At 64.1% G+C, this 18,103-nt stretch carries 15 protein-coding genes; 6 read left to right on the plus strand and 9 right to left on the minus strand.

Annotation, left to right across the window (positions count from 1 at the left end; genetic code table 11):
• Window positions 1-159: 159 nt before the first annotated feature.
• The 3 genes from rpoD to JCM7686_RS11070 all read right to left on the minus strand — a co-directional run bounded on the left by rpoD (window position 160) and on the right by JCM7686_RS11070 (window position 4,864).
• Complete coding sequence (rpoD, locus tag JCM7686_RS11060) at window positions 160-2,148, minus strand: RNA polymerase sigma factor RpoD (protein WP_020950921.1); 1,989 nt, start codon at window positions 2,146-2,148, stop codon at window positions 160-162.
• Between the two features lie 137 nt (window positions 2,149-2,285).
• Window positions 2,286-4,238 (minus strand): DNA primase, encoded by a 1,953-nt coding sequence (dnaG, locus tag JCM7686_RS11065; RefSeq protein ID WP_020950922.1) that lies wholly within the window; start codon window positions 4,236-4,238, stop codon window positions 2,286-2,288.
• Between the two features lie 41 nt (window positions 4,239-4,279).
• On the minus strand, window positions 4,280-4,864 hold the full coding sequence (locus JCM7686_RS11070; protein WP_041527298.1) for a TetR/AcrR family transcriptional regulator: 585 nt from the start codon (window positions 4,862-4,864) through the stop codon (window positions 4,280-4,282).
• 151 nt (window positions 4,865-5,015) lie between these two features.
• Between JCM7686_RS11070 and JCM7686_RS11075 the strand changes: the two genes are divergently transcribed.
• Both JCM7686_RS11075 and JCM7686_RS11080 read left to right on the plus strand, forming a co-directional pair.
• Window positions 5,016-5,411: a hypothetical protein gene (locus JCM7686_RS11075; RefSeq protein WP_020950924.1), complete on the plus strand. Its 396-nt coding sequence runs from the start codon at window positions 5,016-5,018 to the stop codon at window positions 5,409-5,411.
• A 48-nt stretch (window positions 5,412-5,459) separates the two neighbouring features.
• On the plus strand, window positions 5,460-6,629 hold the full coding sequence (locus tag JCM7686_RS11080; protein ID WP_020950925.1) for an alpha-hydroxy acid oxidase: 1,170 nt from the start codon (window positions 5,460-5,462) through the stop codon (window positions 6,627-6,629).
• 3 nt (window positions 6,630-6,632) lie between these two features.
• On the opposite strand, the gene JCM7686_RS11085 is transcribed toward JCM7686_RS11080, so the two are convergent.
• A complete protein-coding gene (locus tag JCM7686_RS11085; protein WP_041527299.1) occupies window positions 6,633-7,637 on the minus strand; it encodes an acyltransferase family protein in 1,005 nt (334 codons plus the stop codon).
• A gap of 174 nt (window positions 7,638-7,811) precedes the next feature.
• On the opposite strand from JCM7686_RS11085, the gene JCM7686_RS11090 reads away from it, so the two are divergent.
• Entirely contained in the window at window positions 7,812-8,429 is a 618-nt protein-coding gene (locus tag JCM7686_RS11090) for a 50S ribosomal protein L25/general stress protein Ctc (protein WP_020950927.1), read from the plus strand.
• 119 nt (window positions 8,430-8,548) lie between these two features.
• Here the strand turns inward: JCM7686_RS11090 and JCM7686_RS11095 are convergent, their stop codons facing one another.
• Window positions 8,549-9,229, minus strand: a complete 681-nt coding sequence (locus JCM7686_RS11095) for an O-methyltransferase (protein ID WP_020950928.1) — start codon at window positions 9,227-9,229, stop codon at window positions 8,549-8,551.
• 100 nt (window positions 9,230-9,329) lie between these two features.
• On the minus strand, window positions 9,330-10,019 hold the full coding sequence (locus JCM7686_RS11100) for an FkbM family methyltransferase (RefSeq protein WP_020950929.1): 690 nt from the start codon (window positions 10,017-10,019) through the stop codon (window positions 9,330-9,332).
• Between the two features lie 87 nt (window positions 10,020-10,106).
• Between JCM7686_RS11100 and trmFO the strand changes: the two genes are divergently transcribed.
• Complete coding sequence (gene trmFO, locus JCM7686_RS11105) at window positions 10,107-11,447, plus strand: methylenetetrahydrofolate--tRNA-(uracil(54)-C(5))-methyltransferase (FADH(2)-oxidizing) TrmFO (RefSeq protein WP_020950930.1); 1,341 nt, start codon at window positions 10,107-10,109, stop codon at window positions 11,445-11,447.
• A gap of 1 nt (window position 11,448) precedes the next feature.
• A complete protein-coding gene (gene gluQRS / locus JCM7686_RS11110; RefSeq protein WP_020950931.1) occupies window positions 11,449-12,294 on the plus strand; it encodes a tRNA glutamyl-Q(34) synthetase GluQRS in 846 nt (281 codons plus the stop codon).
• Here gluQRS and hisI read toward each other — a convergent pair whose 3' ends face one another.
• Window positions 12,295-12,654, minus strand: coding sequence for a phosphoribosyl-AMP cyclohydrolase (hisI, locus tag JCM7686_RS11115; RefSeq protein WP_020950932.1), 360 nt, complete (start codon window positions 12,652-12,654; stop codon window positions 12,295-12,297).
• Window positions 12,655-12,713: 59 nt separating this feature from the next.
• Between hisI and JCM7686_RS11120 the strand changes: the two genes are divergently transcribed.
• A complete protein-coding gene (locus JCM7686_RS11120; RefSeq protein ID WP_041527300.1) occupies window positions 12,714-13,145 on the plus strand; it encodes an iron-sulfur cluster assembly scaffold protein in 432 nt (143 codons plus the stop codon).
• Between the two features lie 427 nt (window positions 13,146-13,572).
• Here JCM7686_RS11120 and recG read toward each other — a convergent pair whose 3' ends face one another.
• Complete coding sequence (recG, locus tag JCM7686_RS11125; RefSeq protein ID WP_020950934.1) at window positions 13,573-15,672, minus strand: ATP-dependent DNA helicase RecG; 2,100 nt, start codon at window positions 15,670-15,672, stop codon at window positions 13,573-13,575.
• Complete coding sequence (gene ligA / locus JCM7686_RS11130) at window positions 15,669-17,939, minus strand: NAD-dependent DNA ligase LigA (RefSeq protein ID WP_020950935.1); 2,271 nt, start codon at window positions 17,937-17,939, stop codon at window positions 15,669-15,671. The genes recG and ligA overlap by 4 nt, the downstream gene beginning before the upstream one ends.
• Between the last annotated feature and the right edge of the window lie 164 nt (window positions 17,940-18,103).

The following is an 18,103-nucleotide window of genomic DNA, read 5'->3' on the forward strand; positions in this document are numbered from 1 at the left end:
GGGCCCTGCCCGGATGCCTTTTGCATCTGGCAGGAAAACGTTTGGGACGATGGATCGTTTCTCAGAAATCGCATGGGTCCAGCACGCCAAAACGAAAAACGCCGATGATTCAAGACCATCGGCGTTTCTCACTTTTTCGGTGTTCGCTGCGACCGGCTGTTACTGGTCGAGGAAGCTGCGCAGCTTGCGCGAGCGCGAGGGATGCTTGAGCTTGCGCAGAGCTTTCGCCTCGATCTGACGGATCCGTTCGCGGGTGACCGAGAACTGCTGACCGACCTCTTCCAGCGTATGATCGGTGTTCATACCGATGCCGAAACGCATCCGCAGAACCCGCTCTTCGCGCGGGGTAAGCGAGGCAAGGACCCGCGTCGTCGTCTCTTTCAGGTTTTCCTGAATGGCCGATTCCAGCGGCAGGACGGCGTTCTTGTCCTCGATGAAATCGCCGAGCTGGCTGTCTTCCTCGTCCCCGATCGGGGTTTCGAGCGAGATCGGCTCCTTGGCGATTTTCATCACCTTGCGCACTTTCTCGAGCGGCATTTGCAGCTTTTCGGCCAATTCTTCCGGCGTCGGCTCGCGGCCGATTTCGTGAAGCATCTGACGACCGGTGCGCACCAGCTTGTTGATCGTCTCGATCATATGGACCGGGATCCGGATCGTCCGGGCCTGATCCGCGATCGAGCGCGTGATCGCTTGACGGATCCACCAGGTCGCATAGGTCGAGAATTTATAGCCGCGCCGATATTCGAATTTATCGACGGCCTTCATCAGACCGATGTTGCCTTCCTGAATAAGATCAAGGAATTGCAGACCGCGGTTGGTGTATTTCTTGGCAATCGAGATCACCAGACGCAGGTTGGCCTCGACCATTTCCTTCTTGGCCTGCCGCGCCTCTTTCTCGCCGCGCTGAACCTGGTTCACGATGCGGCGGAATTCTTCGATATCGACGCCGACATATTGCCCGACATCGGCCATATCGCCACGCAGGCGATCAACCTGATCGCGCGATTTGTCGAAGAGCGTCTGCCAGCCGCGGCTCGTCCCCGAGGACATCCGATCAACCCAGGTCGGGTCAAGCTCGCAACCGCGATAGGCCTTGATGAACTCCTGCCGGTTGATGCGCGCGGCATCCGCCAGCTTCACCATGCCAGAGTCGATCGTCAGGATGCGGCGGTTGATGCCATAGATCTGGTCAACCAGCGCCTCGATGCGGTTGTTGTGCAGGTGCAGCTCGTTCACCAGCAAAACGATTTCCGAGCGCTTGCGCTGATAGGCCAGCTCGTCCGAGGCCGAGAAGGTGCTGTCTTCGTTCAGCGTTGCCGACATCCGGCTGTCTTGCATATGCGCAAGCTCTTCATAGCCATGCGCAATCTGCTCGAGCGTTTCGAGAACCTTCGGCTTGAGGCTGGCCTCCATCGCGGCAAGCGACAGGCTCTGGCCGTCCTCGTCATCCTCTTCGTCTTCGCGGCGCATCGGGTTGCCGTCGGCGTCGAATTCCTCGTCGCCGGTGCGCGCTTGGGCCGGAGCCGCGCCGACCACCGGCTCGGCGGTTTCAAGCTCGGTGTCCTCGCCCTCTTCGTCCAGCACGCGGCCGAAGGTCGCCTCAAGGTCGATCACATCGCGCAGAAGGATGTCTTCGTCGAGAAGCTCCTCGCGCCACATGGTGATGGCCTTGAAGGTCAGCGGGCTTTCGCACAGGCCCGCGATCATCGTGTTGCGACCGGCCTCGATCCGCTTGGCGATGGCGATTTCGCCCTCGCGCGACAGCAGTTCGACCGAGCCCATCTCGCGCAGATACATCCGCACCGGATCGTCCGTGCGGTCGAGCTTTTCGGTCTCGGTCGTGGCCAGAGCGACCTCGCGCGAGCCCGAACCGGTGGTGGCGAGCTGCCCCCCGGTTTCGCTGTCGTCGCTGTCCTCGTCGCTTTCGACGACCCGGATGTCCATTTCCGAGAGCATCGACATGACGTCCTCGATCTGGTCAGACGAGACCTGATCGGGCGGCAATACGGCGTTCAGCTGGTCATAGGTGATAAAGCCCCGCTCACGGCCTTCGGCGATCATCCGTTTGACCGCCGTTTGGCTCATGTCCAGCGAATGCTCATCGTCCTTGGTGTCGGGCTTGTTATCGTCGTCGTCCTTCGAGGCCATGCTCGCTCCTTGCAGGCGGTGATTCGCGAATCACGCGAATCGTGTCGGCATCCGCCGGTTCTAAACAAAGACGGAGCGGATTCAAAGACCCGCACCCGGCATTGGACCGGCTGTGATTCGGCGGATGATTCGGCGCCTCAGCGGCGCGGCTTCCGCCAGATTTCATTCTCCAAAGCGGACTTCAGGAAAGCCCGCTGCGCGTCGCTGTTCTCACCAAGGTCGCCCAGATCGCTCATCGCCGGGTGATCGGCCTTCTGGCGCAGGCGAGCCGACTGGCTCACGCGCCAGGTCAGTCCCTCATCCGCCAGACCCTCTATTTCGGTTTCCGCCCGCGCGGTTTCAAGCCGGGCGGCGCGTCGGGCCTCGATCCGATCCAGCGCATTTGCAAGAACATCAGCGGCAGAATCGCCGTCCTGAGGCCGGGTGATCAGGGGAGCGGCCTTGACATGGGCCTCGGCGAGAATGCTTTCAAGAGCTTGCCGCCCGCTGTTTGACTGGGTCCCGGCCAGCAGATCATGGACAAGCTGCGCCCGGCCCGGATCTTCGGGCGTCAGCCGCTCGAGCCGGGCCTCGACGGTTGGAACCAGCTTCGGATGGGTGGCGCAGATCGCCAGCACCATCGATTCGATCATCTGCTCGGCGACTTTCTCGGCCGCTTCAGGTGAGGACAGCCGCGAGGCGCGCGTCGCAGCGACCGAAGGCGCATCAAAGCTGCGCCCCTGCCCTTGCCCACGACCCTGCCCGCGGCCCTTGTTCTCGCGGAACTCGCGCGGTTGACGCCCGCTGGCCCCATCGCCCGAGCGGCGGGGCGAGAAAAGCTCCCATTTCATCTGTTTGAAAATGGCGTTGTAGTAATCGCGCGTCGTCGGATCGGGGATCTTCGCGACCGATTCGCCAAGCGAGCGATCCAGAGCCGCGCGCCGTTCGGGGCTGTCGAAGACCTTGCCCTCGGTTTCACGCTGCCACAGCAGATCGACCAGAGGCCGCGCCGCCTCAAGCTGCTCGGCCATCGCGGGGGCTCCAAGCTTGCGGATCAGATCGTCGGGGTCCTGCCCTTCCGGCAGGATCGCGAAGCGCAAGGCCTGGCCGGGGCCGGTCATCGGCAGCGACAGATCGATCAGCCGCAAGGCCGCGCGCACGCCCGCCGTATCGCCGTCGAGCGCGATCACCGGCTCGGGCGAGACGCGCCACATGAGCTGAAGCTGCTCGGGCGTGATCGCGGTGCCGAGGGGTGCGACCGCGCCCTCAAAACCCGCCTTCACGAGCGCGATCACATCCATATAGCCCTCGGCCACGATCAGCGGCTGACCCTTGCCGACCGCCGAGCGCGCGGGCCCCAGGTTGTAAAGATTGCGGCCCTTGTCGAACAGGGGCGTCTCGGGCGAGTTCAGATATTTCGCCCGCGCATTCGGATCCATCGCCCGGCCGCCAAAGGCGATGCAGCGCCCACGCGCATCGCGGATCGGGAACATGATCCGGCCGCGAAAGCGATCAAAGGGCGCACCGCCGTCATCGGGCTTGGCGCAAAGCCCGGCCTCGACGATCAGCCTCTCGTCGATCCCCTTGGCCTTGAGCGCCTGAAACAACCCCTGCCGCTGATCGGGCGCATAGCCGATGCCGAAGCGCTCGCGGTCGGGATCGCTGAGGCCGCGCCGGGTCAGGTAATCGCGCGCCTCTTGCGCCATGCCGGTCTGAAGTTGCAGCCGGAACCAGCGCACCGCCTCTTCCATGACCTCGACGAGCTTGGCGCGCCGGTCGGTCTTTTGCACCTGACCGGGATCGCGCGCAGGCATGGGCAGACCCGCCTCGCCCGCCAGAACCTCGACCGCTTCGAGAAAGCCCATCCCGTCGGCTTCTTGCATGAAGCGCAGGGCATCGCCTTTGGCATGGCAGCCGAAGCAGTAATAAAACCCTTTTTGATCATCGACATGGAACGAGGCCGATTTTTCCTGATGGAAGGGGCACGGCGCCCACCAATCGCCCTTGGCCTGATTGGAGCGGCGCAGGTCCCATTGCACCTTTCGCCCGATAATGCGCGACAAAGGCACACGGGCGCGGATTTCATCAAGGAATTGCGGAGACAGGCTCATGGGTTGAATATCGTCACGGAAAGGGCAGTTGAAAAGAGGGATCAGGCCCCGACAGCGCCGCGCGCGAGACCTTGGTAGATGGCAATCAGCCGCTCGCGGTCAAGTCGTCCGCCCGCGCGATACCAATTGGTCACCCCGGTCAGCATACCGATAAGTGCGAGCATAGCCAGACGCGGATCGTCGAGCCGCATCCGCCCCTCGCGCTGACCGTCGATCAGGATGATCTCAAGCGCATCCTCATAGCGGCGACGCAGGCCCGCGATCATCGCATGATTTTCGGGCGAGAGGTTACGCAGTTCCATATAGGCCAGAAAGACCTCCTCGAGGTGATCGAGGCTCATCGCGATATGGGTCGCGACGAAATGATCGAGCCGGGTCAGCGCATCGGTGTCAGGGCGGTCGTGCCATTCGGCCAGCACCGCCTCCATATGGGTTTTCAGCAGATCGGCGAGAAGCGTCTGCTTGTCGGGCGTATAGGCGTAAAGCGTGCCGACCTGCACACCGACCGCCGCCGCGATCTGACGCATCGAGACCGCCGCATAGCCGTGCCGGGCAAAAAGCCGCAAAGCCGCCTCGCGGATGAGGGGGCCGGTAATCTCGGATCGGGAACCTTGTGTGCGCGCCATGGCGCCTTCTATGCCGTGATCCCCGCTGGCGAAAGCCCGAACCGCGGCCCCGCGCCACCGCCCTCGCCGAGATTGCCACCGCGCGCGGCACACCCTTGTGAAACCGCACGCCCGCACTCTATCCTGCACGCCAACCAATCAGGAGAGCCCGATGGCGCATTCCCCGATTTCCCGCCATCTCGGCCCCTGCCTTGCCCTTGCGCTGAGCCTGCCGCTGCTGGCTTGCGGCGATACGGTCACGGATTACCCGAAGCTCGCGCCGACCGATCAGCTGCTCGCACCTCCGGCGATTCCCGCCCATGCCCAAGAGGCTGCCGCCGCGCCGGAACGCGTGCGCGACGGGCTTGAAGCCGAGGGGCGTGGCCTCAAGGGGCGGGCCGCAGCGACCGGGTCGCGTCCGGTCGACAATCGTGATCTGACCGCCCGCGCCGCCGCCCTTCGCGCCCGCGCCGAGGCGCTCAAACAGGCCGATGTCCCCTCGGGCGGGGCCAGCATGACCAACTGCCCCGAGGGTCAGACCGATTGCGCCGCGCCGGCGAAAGAATAACAGGCAAAGAACAACAGCTGCCGCAAAGGCTCCAAGAAAGGACAGGACGTGCCGGTCATTACCTGCATCGACGATCTCAAGTCACTTCACCGTCGCCGTGCCCCGCGCATGTTTTACGATTACGCCGAAAGCGGCAGTTACACCGAGCAGACCTTCCGCGAGAACTCCGAGGACTTTCAGAAGGTCCGTTTCCGCCAGAAAGTCGCCGTCGATATGGCCGATCGCTCGACCGAAAGCACGATGATCGGCGAGCGGGTGACCATGCCCGTGGGCCTTGCGCCGGTCGGCTCGACCGGGATGCAATGTGCCGATGGTGAGATCAAGGCGGCGCGCGCCGCGCAGAAATTCGGCGTGCCCTTCACGCTCTCGACCATGTCGATCTGCTCTATCGAAGACGTGGCGGCCAATACCGAAAAGCCCTTCTGGTTTCAGCTTTACGTCATGCGCGACGAGGATTTCGTCGATGGCATGATCGAGCGCGCCAAGAAGGCGAAATGCTCGGCACTGGTCCTGACGCTGGATCTGCAAATCCTCGGCCAGCGCCACAAGGATCTGAAAAACGGGCTGTCGGCGCCGCCGCGGTTCACGCTGCCGGTCATCATGGATCTGGCCCGGCGCTGGCGCTGGTGCATGGGCATGGCGGGGACCAAACGGCGCACCTTCGGCAATATCGTCGGCCATGTGAAAAACGTCGATGATCTCTCGAGCCTGTCGAGCTGGACGAGCGAGCAGTTCGACCCCCAGCTTGACTGGTCGAAAATCGCGCGCATCCGCGAGCAATGGGGCGGCAAGCTGATCCTCAAGGGCATTCTGGACGAAGAGGATGCCCGCATCGCCGCCGATTTCGGCGCGGATGCGATCGTGGTCTCGAACCATGGCGGGCGTCAGCTCGACGGCGCGCTCAGCGCGATCCGGATGCTGCCCCATATCGTCAAGGCGGTGGGCGACCGGGTCGAGGTTCATATGGACAGCGGCATCCGCTCGGGTCAGGACGTGCTGCGTGCGCTGGCGCTCGGGGCCCATGCGACCTATATCGGCCGCGCCTTTATCTATGGTCTTGGCGCGATGGGTGAGGAAGGCGTGCGCACCGCGCTCGAGATCATCCACAAAGAGCTCGACACCACGATGGCGCTTTGCGGCGAGCGTGATGTCCGCAACTTCGGGCCGCAGAACATCCTGCTGCCGCGCGATTTCCTTGACGAATACAGCAGCCTCTGACCCTTACGAACCAGCAGGCTGGCGGATGTCTCCGCCAGTCTCGTCCTGCCGTTTGCGGCCGGGCCGGAGCACGGCCATCAGCCGCAGATAGGCAAGGCCGACAATGATCGGCCCGACGATCCCAGCCAGCAGCACCAGCCATTCATTGCTGACCCCGCTCCAGCCCGCGACCAGCTCGAAAAAGACATGCAGGAAATAGATCGAGCCCGAGAGATAGCCCAGATCCAGCACGGGTTTGGGCAGTTTCAGCCGCAGGGTCAGCACGAATAAGAGCCCCGCCCCGAGATAGGAAAAGAACGGCACTTCGAGATAGCTGCGCTCGCTAAGCCCGTAATTCAGCGCGACCCAGCTTGCCTCGGCGACCATGGCCAACAGCGCGAGCAGCGACAGCGGCAAGATCAGCCGCGGCCCGGGCAAGGCCTCAAGCCCGCGGTTCTTGACCACACCAGCCAGCACATAACCCATCACCATGAAGGGGAAGATGATGAAAGGCCCGTTGCGATAACGGTGCATCGGCATATCCGCGAGCCCGGTAATGTTGACATATTGCAGCACAACCCCGGCAATCGCGCAGAGGACCGCCACCAGAACCAGCAGCCGCGTCGCACCGCCAAGCCGCTTGCCAAGCCAGAGCAGCCCCGCAAACATCACCCCGGCCACGACCATCCCCGCCAGAAACCACAGCTGCATATAGCCCCAGATGAAGGGGGCCAGCAGATCGCGTGGCTTCGTGACATAGTTCAGCCAGATCGGCGCATAAAAGACGGTCCAGAGCACGTGCAGCATGAGCACGCGCCGCATCCACAGCCCGAGCTTGCGTTTGGCGACGACATGGAACAGGAAAAATCCCGAGGCGATGGCGAAGCTCGGCACGATCAGCCGCAGCAGGCTGTTTGCGAAAACGAAGACTTCCAGCCCGAGATGATTCTGCAGCAACCCCGAATGTCCGAGCGCCACCAGAAGAGCCATGACGAATTTCAGGTAATCAATCGAATAGATCCGGACCAAAGCAATTTCTTCCCAGCCAGAGGCGCTTATGGGGGTGAAACTATGTAAATCGCCTCGGCGAAGCGAGGGCAAAAGCATCTTTCCTTTACACCAAATCCACGCTATAGGCCCGTCTTTAGCCGCCATGCACCCTTGGAGGATGGCGGTTTTGTCTTAAACTGAAGGATCAAAGACATGGCCAAAGAGATTCCGAATCTGGTGGCCGAGGCACGCACGGGGACAGGCAAGGGGGCCGCCCGTCAAGCTCGCCGCGAAGGCAAGGTGCCCGGCATCGTTTATGGCGACGGCAAAGAGCCGCAGCCGATTGCGATCGAATTCAACTCGCTGCTGACCAAGCTGCGCGCAGGTCGTTTCCTGTCGACGCTGTGGAACCTGAAGGTTGATGGTCAGGAAGACGTGCGCGTCGTTTGCCGCGGCGTTCAGCGCGATGTGGTCAAGGACCTGCCGACCCACATCGACTTCATGCGCCTGCATCGCAACACCCGCGTGAACCTGTTCATTCACGTGACGTTCGAAAACCACGACGCAGCCCCCGGCCTGAAGCGCGGCGGTACGCTGACCGTGGTTCGCCCGGAAGTCGAGCTGGTTGTGACCGCCTCGGACATCCCGGATCACATCACGGTCGACCTGACCGGCAAGAACATCGGCGATGTCATCCACATCGAAGATATCGTGCTGCCGAAGGGCGTGAAGCCGACCATCGACCGCAACTTCGTGATCGCCAACATCACTGCACCGGCCGGTCTGGTCGCGGGTGATGACGCCGCCGAAGGCGAAGCCGCCGAAGCCTGATCGCTTCCGCAGCAGAATTGAAAGGGCGGCCCTCGATCAGAGGCCGCCCTTTTTCATTGCCGCGTTCTTGTTGCCGCATTCTTGGCGACTGTCCGGGCCGGGCGTCTGGCCGAACGCGCTCAGCCCCGGACCACGGCCATGACAAATCCGTCCCAGCCCTTTTCGCCAACTGTCTGAAGCGCCGTCGCCTCAAGGCGAGGATCGGCAGCGATCATCTCGAGAAAACGGCGCACGCCCTGCACATTGGCATCGGCGCTGTCGCCTTGCGTGACCGCGCCACCCCGGACGACATTGTCTCCGATGAGGAGCGTGCCGGGGCGAGAGAGCGTCATCGCCCATTCGAGATAGGCCGGATTGTTCGGTTTGTCGGCATCGATGAAAATCAGATCGAAATGCCCCTCAAGCTCGGGCAGCACCTCAAGCGCCGGACCCTCACGCAGATCGACCCGCGCCCTAAGCCCCGCCCGCGCCAGATTGGCCCGCGCGATCTCGGCATGATGGGCATTCGCCTCGATCGTGGTAATCGCGCCGCCCTCGGGCAGCGCCCGCGCCATCCAGATTGTGCTGTAGCCGCCCAAAGTCCCGATTTCGAGCACGCGCCGCGCGCCCGTCAGCGGGACCAGCAGCGCCAGCATCTTGCCCTGCATCGCCGAGACATCATGCGCGGGCAGCCCCGCCGCAGCATTGGTCGCTAAGACCTCAGCGAGCACCGGATCCGCCGGGGCGAGCAGGTCTGAAAAGTAACCATCGACCCGCGCCCAATCCTCTGAATCCCGTCCCGGATAATCTGGTTGACGCATTTTCTTCTCCGCTCGCTCAGCCCATGGTAATCCGTCACCGGAATGACGCAAAATTGCGACATCCCGGCGACAGGTGCGGGGCTTGGCGTCGGAAAGGGCGCTAGTCGCCGCGCCCGAAGGCATAGACCTCTTCCGTGCGCCGCGCCTCAAGATCGCGAAAGCCTTGCGCGGTCAGCGAGGCCAGAATCTTGTCGCGCGTGTCTTCACCATAAAGGTTCGGATGCAGCTCGACGATGACCAGCCGGATGCTGGCAGGCAAAGGCGCCAGCAAAAGCGCGGCCTCGGCGCCCTCGATATCCATGGTCAGCACCGTCGCCTCGCGCTTCGCGAGCAAGCGCCCAAAGCGCTTGGCCGCGACCTCGACCGGGCGCATCCCCTTGCCCTTGGTCTCGCCGAGAGAGGCCGCCCAGAAGGCGCCGCGCAGGTTCAGCGTCACGCTGTCGCCCGCATAATCATCGGGCACGACCGCGCCCTTGATCAGCCGAAGCCCCTCGCCTGCATTGCGGCGCAGATTGCGGCGCAGCGCGTCGTGCATTTCGGGATTGGCCTCGACCGTGGTGACATTCTCGGCCCCGACGATCCGCGCCGCGACAATCGCGACCAGCCCCGCGCCCGAGCCGCAATCGAGCACCCGATCTCCCGGCCGCAGATGAGCGCGCGCCAGATCGCGCTCAAAATGCTCATAGCCCTGATCCTTCAGCCGCCCACGCAGACGGTCGTTCAACTGACCCGAGGGGATGCGCAATTCCGCCCCGTCGATCTCGAATGTCTCGAACTCACCATCCGCCATGACCTGCACTCCCTTGCCGCAATCCCACTTCGTTGCTACCTACACGCCCTGCCCCCGCCAAGGGGGCCAATGCGGAAAGGAATGACGATGCAGCCCATCCATATCATCGGCGCGGGTCTGGCCGGCTCGGAGGCCGCCTGGCAAATCGCCGAGGCAGGCGTGCCCGTCGTCCTTCACGAGATGCGCCCCAAGGTCGAGACCTTCGCCCATCGCACCGGCGATTGCGCGGAAATGGTCTGCTCGAACTCCTTCCGTTCGGATGATGACCAGATGAACGCCGTCGGCCAGCTCCATTGGGAAATGCGCGCGGCCAATGGCCTCATCATGCGCATGGCCGACCAGCATCGCCTGCCCGCGGGCGGCGCGCTGGCCGTGGACCGCGACGCCTTCTCGAACGCCGTCAGCGAGGTTCTGCGCGCTCATCCCCTGATCGAGATCCGGGGCGAGGAAATCACCGACCTGCCGAGCGAAGGCAATTGGATCGTCGCGACCGGGCCCTTGACCTCGGCGGCGCTTGGCCAATCGATCCAATCTCTGACCGGCGCGGATTCCTTGGCCTTCTTCGACGCAATTGCCCCGATCGTTCACGCCGACAGCATCGATATGTCGATCTGCTGGCTGCAAAGCCGCTATGACAAAGGCGAGACCGAGGAAGAGCGCACCGCCTATATCAACTGCCCGATGACGCGCGAGGATTACGAGGCCTTCATCGACGCGCTTCTCGCCGCCGACAAGGCCGAGTTCCGCGAGGGCGAAACCGCGGGCTATTTCGACGGCTGCCTGCCGATCGAGGTCATGGCAGAGCGTGGCCGCGAGACCCTGCGCCACGGGCCGATGAAGCCGGTCGGGCTGACCAATGCCCATAAGCCCTCCGAAAAAGCCTATGCGGTGGTGCAGCTGCGCCGCGATAACGCTCTGGGGACGCTCTATAATATCGTGGGCTTTCAAACCAAGATGAAATATGGCGCGCAAACCGAGGTTTTCAAACGAATTCCCGGCCTCCAGAATGCCAGCTTCGCGCGCCTTGGCGGTATCCATCGCAACACCTTCCTGAACTCGCCCACCCTGATCGACGACCGTTTGCGGCTGCGACTGCGCCCCAATCTGCGCTTTGCCGGGCAGGTCACCGGCGTCGAAGGCTATGTCGAAAGCGCCGCGATGGGGCTTTTGGCGGGCCGGATGGCGGCGGCCGAAGCTCTGGGCCACGACCTGCCGCCGCCGCCCCTGACGACCTCGATGGGCGCTTTGGTCAACCACATCACTGGCGGCGCCGAGGCCAAGACCTTCCAGCCGATGAACGTGAATTTCGGCCTCTACCCGCCGCTTGAGGACATCAAGGGCGGGCGTCGTGGCCGCAAGAACCGCTATCCGGCCTATACCGACCGCGCGAAGGCCGATTTCAACAGCTGGCTGGCCGCGCAGGGCTAAGATGACCCGCACCCGCTTCGCCCCCTCGCCGACCGGACCGCTGCATTTGGGCCATGCCTTTGCAGCCCTGACGGCGGCGCGGTTGGCGGATGCGGGCCAGTTTTTGCTGCGGATCGAGGATATCGACCAAAGCCGCTGCCGCCCGGCCTATGAGGCCGCGATTTTCGAGGATCTGGCTTGGCTGGGCCTCGATTGGCCAAAGCCGGTCTGGCGTCAGTCCGAGCGGCTCGGCGCTTATCAGCAGGCGCTCGACCGGCTGGCAGCACTTGGGCTGATCTATCCCTGCTCCTGCCGCCGCGCCGATATTCTCGCCGCGCTCGACGCGCCGCAAGAGGGCCAGAAGCCGCTGATTGGCCCCGATGGTCCGATCTATCCCGGCACCTGCCGCCACCGCGCGATGTCGGATGCGCGCCCCGAGGATGCGATCCGGCTGAATGCGGCCAAGGCCTTCGCGCTTCTCGATCTAAGCGAGGTCGCGTTTCTGGATGAAAACATCGCGCCGGGCGTGTCCCACCGCCTTGCCGCGACCGAGTTCCTGACCGGCGTCGGCGATGTCGTGCTCGCGCGGCGCGGCATGGGCACCTCCTATCATCTGGCCGTGGTGGTCGATGATGCGGCGCAGGGGATCACGCTGGTCACGCGCGGCAAGGATCTGCTGGATTCGACCTGGATCCATGTCCTGTTGCAGCGCCTGCTCGACCTGCCGAGCCCGCGCTATCACCATCACCGCCTGATCCGCGACGACAGCGGCAAGCGCCTTGCCAAGCGCGACGACGCCCGCGCCATCAGCCTCTACCGGGCCGAAGGCGCGCGCCCCGAGGATATTCGCCGGATGATCGGGCTTTAATTAACCTGCCTCGGGCGCCATCAGCTCGACCTCGTCGCCGTCGCGAACCGAGGTGTAAAAGCACGAGCGGCGATTGGTGTGGCAGGCAGGCCCGGTCTGCTCGACCAGAACCAGCAGGCAATCGCGGTCGCAATCGAGGCGGAAATCGACCAGCTTCTGGACATGGCCCGAGCTTTCGCCCTTCACCCAGAAATTCTGACGCGAGCGCGACCAATAGGTGACCTTGCCCGTCGCGAGAGTCTTTGCGACCGCCTCGGCATTCATCCAGGCCATCATCAAGACCTCGCCCGTCGCATGATCCTGCGCAATCGCGGGCACGAGGCCATGGGCATCGTATTTCAGGCTGGCCGGATCGAACATGGGCTTTCCTTTCACAGGTCCGGCCCCTATCTAATCGGGAAGCCATGCTAGGAAAAGCCATGTCCGACAGCGAACTGATGCAGCTTTATTCGCGCCGCATTCTGGCCTTGGCGGCGGATATTCCCCATCTCGGGCGCTTGCCGCAGGCCTCGGGCAGCGGTCACAAACGCTCGCCGCAATGCGGCTCGTCGGTGACGGTCGATGTCAACCTCGTCGATGGCCGCATTGCCGAATTCGCCCAAGAAGTGCGGGCCTGCGCCTTGGGCCAAGCCTCGGCGGGCGTGCTGGGCCAGCATGTGCTCGGGCGGTCTCGCGACGAGATCGCGGCGGCCCGCGCCGCGCTGATCGCCATGTTGAAAGAGAACGGCCCAGCTCCCGAGGGGATTTTCACCGAGCTCGAAACCCTGCTGCCCGCCCGCGATTTCCCCAATCGCCATGCCTCGATCCTGCTGGCCTGGGACGCGACCCTGGCCGCGATCGACGCCGCCTGACCGGCCCCATTTTTCCCGATCCGCGCAAAGAAAAGCCGGCCCCGGCGAACGGGAACCGGCAGTTGCGCGCAAACGAAGCCTGGGGAAAAGGCCGCGGTGACAGGCGATGTGACCGCATCGATACGCGGGGCAGAAAGGAGCAGGAATGGGGATCAGCCGGAGATCAGCGCCGGGATCCAAAGTACGGTGATCGTGGTCGCGGTCAGGGCGGCGACGCCGATCAGGTCAGAGATGAATTCGCGGGTCATGTGAGCCTCCGTCATCAACGTTGCTCATTTGTTCTCACGAATCGCAGGAACGAGTCAAGAACATATTAAGAACTATTAACGGAACATTGCCGGATAATGAGAACATCTGGCCGCTGGCCACCCGAAGCGGCCACGCCAGCTTCTCGTGATTTTCAAGAAAAACAATGGCCTCGCGGCGCTCAACCCGCCGAGATCAGCCGGATCGCCTTGTCCTGTTCCATTAACCACAAGAGCAGGCGCACAGCCTCGCCGCGCGGGCTCTCCATGGTGGGATCGCGCTCGAGATAGGCCTGCGCATCGCTGCGCGCCAAAGCCATCAGCCCGGCCTGACGTTCAAGATCGGCGATTCGAAAGCGCGGCAGACCCGATTGCGCGGTGCCGATGACATCGCCCGCCCCGCGCATCGCCAGATCTTCCTCGGCGATTCGGAAACCGTCCTCGGTCTCGCGCAGGATCTGAAGCCGCCGACGCCCGGTCTCAGAGAGCGGCTCGTGATAAACCAGCAGGCAGCTCGACGCGCCCGAGCCGCGCCCGACCCGTCCCCGCAGCTGGTGCAGCTGGGCCAGACCGAAGGTCTCGGCCCTCTCGATCACCATGATCGTGGCTTCGGGCACATCGACACCGACCTCGATCACCGTGGTCGCGACCAGAAGCTGTGCGCGTCCGGCAGCGAAATCGGCCATCGCCTGATCGCGCTCGCCCGCGGGCATCTGGCCATGGATCAGCCGGACCTTGTCGCCAAACCGCGCGCGAAGCGCCTGAAAGCGCGCCTCGGCGGCAGTGAGATCGACCAGCTCGCTTTCCTCGACCAGAGGGCAGACCCAATAGGCGCGCGCGCCGCCCGCCATCGCGCTGTCGAGGCGCTGAACGATCTGCTCGATCCGCTGATCCGAGATCACCGTCGTGGTGATCGGCTGGCGGCCTGCGGGCTTTTCGTCGAGCACCGACAGCTCCATATCGCCATATTGCGCCAGAGCGAGCGAGCGCGGGATCGGCGTCGCGGTCATCACCAGCATATCGACCGGCAAGCCGTCGCCCTTGTTTGACAACTCCATCCTTTGGGTCACGCCAAAGCGGTGCTGCTCGTCGATGATCGCAAGGCGAAGGTCTTGAAACTCCACCGTTTTCTGGATCACCGCATGGGTGCCGACCAGAATATGGATGCGACCCTCGGCCAGATCGGTCAGGATATTGGCACGAGCATCGCCCTTGTCGCGCCCGGTCAGGACCTCGATGCGCACGCCCGCAAGCTGGGCCAAAGGCTCGAGCGCGCGGTAATGCTGGCGCGCGAGGATCTCGGTCGGGGCCATCATCACGCCCTGCCCGCCCGCCTCGACGGCATTGAGAAGCGCGAGGAAAGCGACCAGCGTCTTGCCCGCGCCGACATCACCCTGAAGCAGACGGTTCATGCGATGCGGCTCGGCCATATCGGCGGCGATTTCGTGGGTCGCGCGCAGCTGCGCGCCCGTCGGCGGCCAAGGTAGCCCCGCCAGCACCTTCGCCCGCAGCTTGCCGGTGCCCTGATTGACCCGCCCGGCCCGCTTGCGCCGATCGCGCCGCACAAGGGCCAGCGTCAGCTGATGGGCGAAGAGCTCGTCATAAGCGAGCCGCGCCCGCGCCGGATCGGCCGGAAACAGCCCCTCCGGCCCTTGCGGCTCATGGGCCGCGCTCAGGGCGGCGTTGAAGCCGGGCCAGCCCTCGCGCAAAAGCAGCGCCGGATCGGCCCATTCGGCGACCTCAGGCACGCGGGCCAACGCGCCCTGCACCGCCTTTTGCACCACTTTCTGCGTCAGCCGCCCCGAGAGCGGATAAACCGGCTCGAAATCCGGCGGCAGATCCTCGGCCCCAACCCCGAGGTGATCGGGATGCACCATCTGGGCCTGACCGTCGAAGAGCTCAATCTTGCCCGAGACCACGCGGCGCGCGCCAAGCGGCAACTGCCCCTCGATCCAGTCTTTGCGTGGATGGAAGAAGACCAGCGTCAGATCGGCCTTGCCGTCCGAACAGATCACCCGCCACGGACGCCCCTTGCCGGTCGGTTGGATATGGCGCTCGACCGTGACCGCAACCGTCACGATTTCCGGCGGATGGGCCTCGGACAGATGCATGATCCGGCGGCGGCGGATGCCGGAATGGGGCAGCGTGAAAATCAGATCGCGCGGGCGCGTCACCCCCATCTGGGCGAAGCTTTCGGCCACTTTGGGGCCGACGCCCGGAAGGGTCTCGATTCCCGCGAAGAGCGGAAATAGCGAAGGAGGACGTCCCTTGGTCGCCGTCATTGCCCCGCAATCACCATCCATTGATCCTCGTCGATGACGCGAACGCCAAGTGCGGCGGCCTTGGTGGCCTTCGAGCCCGCCCCCGGCCCCGCGACCAGAATATCGGTCTTGGCGGAAACCGAGCCCGCCACCTTCGCCCCCAGAGCCTCGGCCCGCGCCTTGGCCTCGGCCCGCGTCATCCGCTCGAGCGTGCCGGTGAAAACAATCGTCAGCCCAGCAATCGCGCTGTCGGTCGCACGCGCCTCGGGCGGTTGGATCGTGGTGAGCTCAGAGACCAGCCGGTCAATCGCCGCGCGCTCACGCGGATTGGCCAAAGCATCCGAGAGCGACATCGCCATGACCGGCCCGATGCCATCGGCCGAAATCAGATCGTCCCAAGCGGCCTGCGCCGCAGGCTCGACCTTGAGCGCGGCAATCGCCTGAGCGCGCGCCTCGGAAATCCGGGCGCGACGGTTGCGGCGCGCGGCGATCTCGCGCTCTTCAAGGGCCGCCTCATCTGCGGCGCGATGGGCCAGAACGGCGGGACGGGCCAGATCCAGCGCCGCCACGATCCCCGTCCAGCTCAGATAATGCCGCGCCAGATCCTGAGCTCCGACCTCGCCGACATGGCGGATGCCGAGCGCGAACAAGAGGCGCGCCAGCGTGATCTCGCGGCGGCGGTTGATCGCCTCGAAAAGCTTGGCCGCGCTGGTCTCGCCCCAGCCTTCGCGGTTCTTGAGCTGCTGGATCTGCCCCGGGCCGAAGCGGGTTTCCAGCGTGAAGATATCCGCGGGCTCGGCGATCCAGCCGTCGTTAAAGAGCTCCTCAACCACTTTCGCGCCAAGGCCCTCGATGTCAAAGGCCGCACGGCTGACGAAATGGCGCAGCTTCTCGACCGCCTGAGCCGGGCAGATCAGACCGCCGGTGCAGCGACGCACCGAATCGCCCTCTTCGCGCACGGCGGGGGATTGGCAAATCGGGCAGGTTTGCGGAAAAGCGAAAGGCTCGGACCCTTCGGGGCGGCGCGTCAGATCGACATCGGCGATTTTCGGGATCACATCGCCCGCGCGATAGACCATGACCCAATCGCCCTTGCGGATGTCGCGACCACCCCGGATCTCTTCGCCCGAGGAATCGCGCCCGGCGATGTAATCCTCATTGTGCAGCGTTGCATTCGAGACGACGACCCCGCCCACGGTAATCGGCGCAAGACGTGCCACCGGCGACAGCGCCCCGGTGCGACCGACCTGAATGTCGATGTCCTCCAACAGCGTCCAGGCGGTTTCGGCCGGGAATTTATGCGCCAAAGCCCAACGCGGCGTGGTCGAGCGCATCCCGAGGCGGGTCTGAAGGGCAAGGTCGTTGACCTTATAGACGACGCCGTCGATGTCATAACCAAGCGCGGCGCGCTGTTGTTCGATCCCGCGCCAGACCGCGATCATCTCGTCGACGCTGTCGCACAGGCGCATGAGCGGGTTGGTCTGGAAACCAAAGGCCCGCATCTGCGCGACCGCTTCCATCTGGGTCGCGGCGAAGGGTGCAGAGACCTCGCCCCAAGCATAGGCAAAGAAGCGCAGCGGACGGGCGGCCGTGATCGTCGGGTCGAGTTGGCGCAGCGAGCCCGCCGCCGCATTTCGCGGATTGGCAAAGGTGCGCCCCGCCTCGTTTTCGTTCAACCGCACGAATTCCGTATGGGTCATATAGACCTCGCCCCGGATCTCGAGCACCTCGGGCCAGCCCGACCCCGCAAGCTCGTGCGGGATATCCGCGATCGTGCGCGCATTGGCGGTCACATTTTCGCCGACAGCACCATCGCCCCGGGTCGCGGCCTGAACCAGCACGCCATTTTCATAGCGCAGCGACAGCGAGAGGCCGTCGATCTTGGGTTCGGCGGTGAAAGCCAGTGGCGCGCGGGCCGGAAGATTAAGGAAAGAGCGGATGCGTTGGGCGAAATCCTGCACCTCCCCTTCCGAGAAGGCGTTTTCAAGCGACAACATGCGCTGGCGATGCGGCACTTTGGCAAAACGCCCATCCGGAGCGGCGCCGACCTGCTCGCTCGGGCTGTCGCTGGAGCGCAGATCGGGAAAGCGCGCCTCGATCTCGGCCAGACGTCGCTTGTCCGCATCATATTCGGCGTCACTGATGACTGGCGCGTCATCGCGGTGATAGGCGATGTTTGCCTTGCCGATCGCGTCAATCAGCCCGGCCAGCTCATGCGCGGCCTCGGCCTTGGTGAGATTTTCGACGGGCAGACGGGCCGCCCTTTCCGCGCTTACGTGCTCGGCCATTCGGATGCCCCATCTTCTCGGTCTTCAGCGGAGAGGGCCCCGGGGGCGCCTCTGACCTTGGGGTGATAGCCGTGAGAGCGCCGCCTTGTCCAGCCAAGCCTTTTCCATAAGGCTGATCGACAGTCTTGATCGGCTGCCCGATCTGCCGCCCGGAACAGGCGATC

This window comes from Paracoccus aminophilus JCM 7686 (assembly GCF_000444995.1).
GTDB classification, from domain to species: Bacteria; Pseudomonadota; Alphaproteobacteria; order Rhodobacterales; family Rhodobacteraceae; genus Paracoccus; species Paracoccus aminophilus.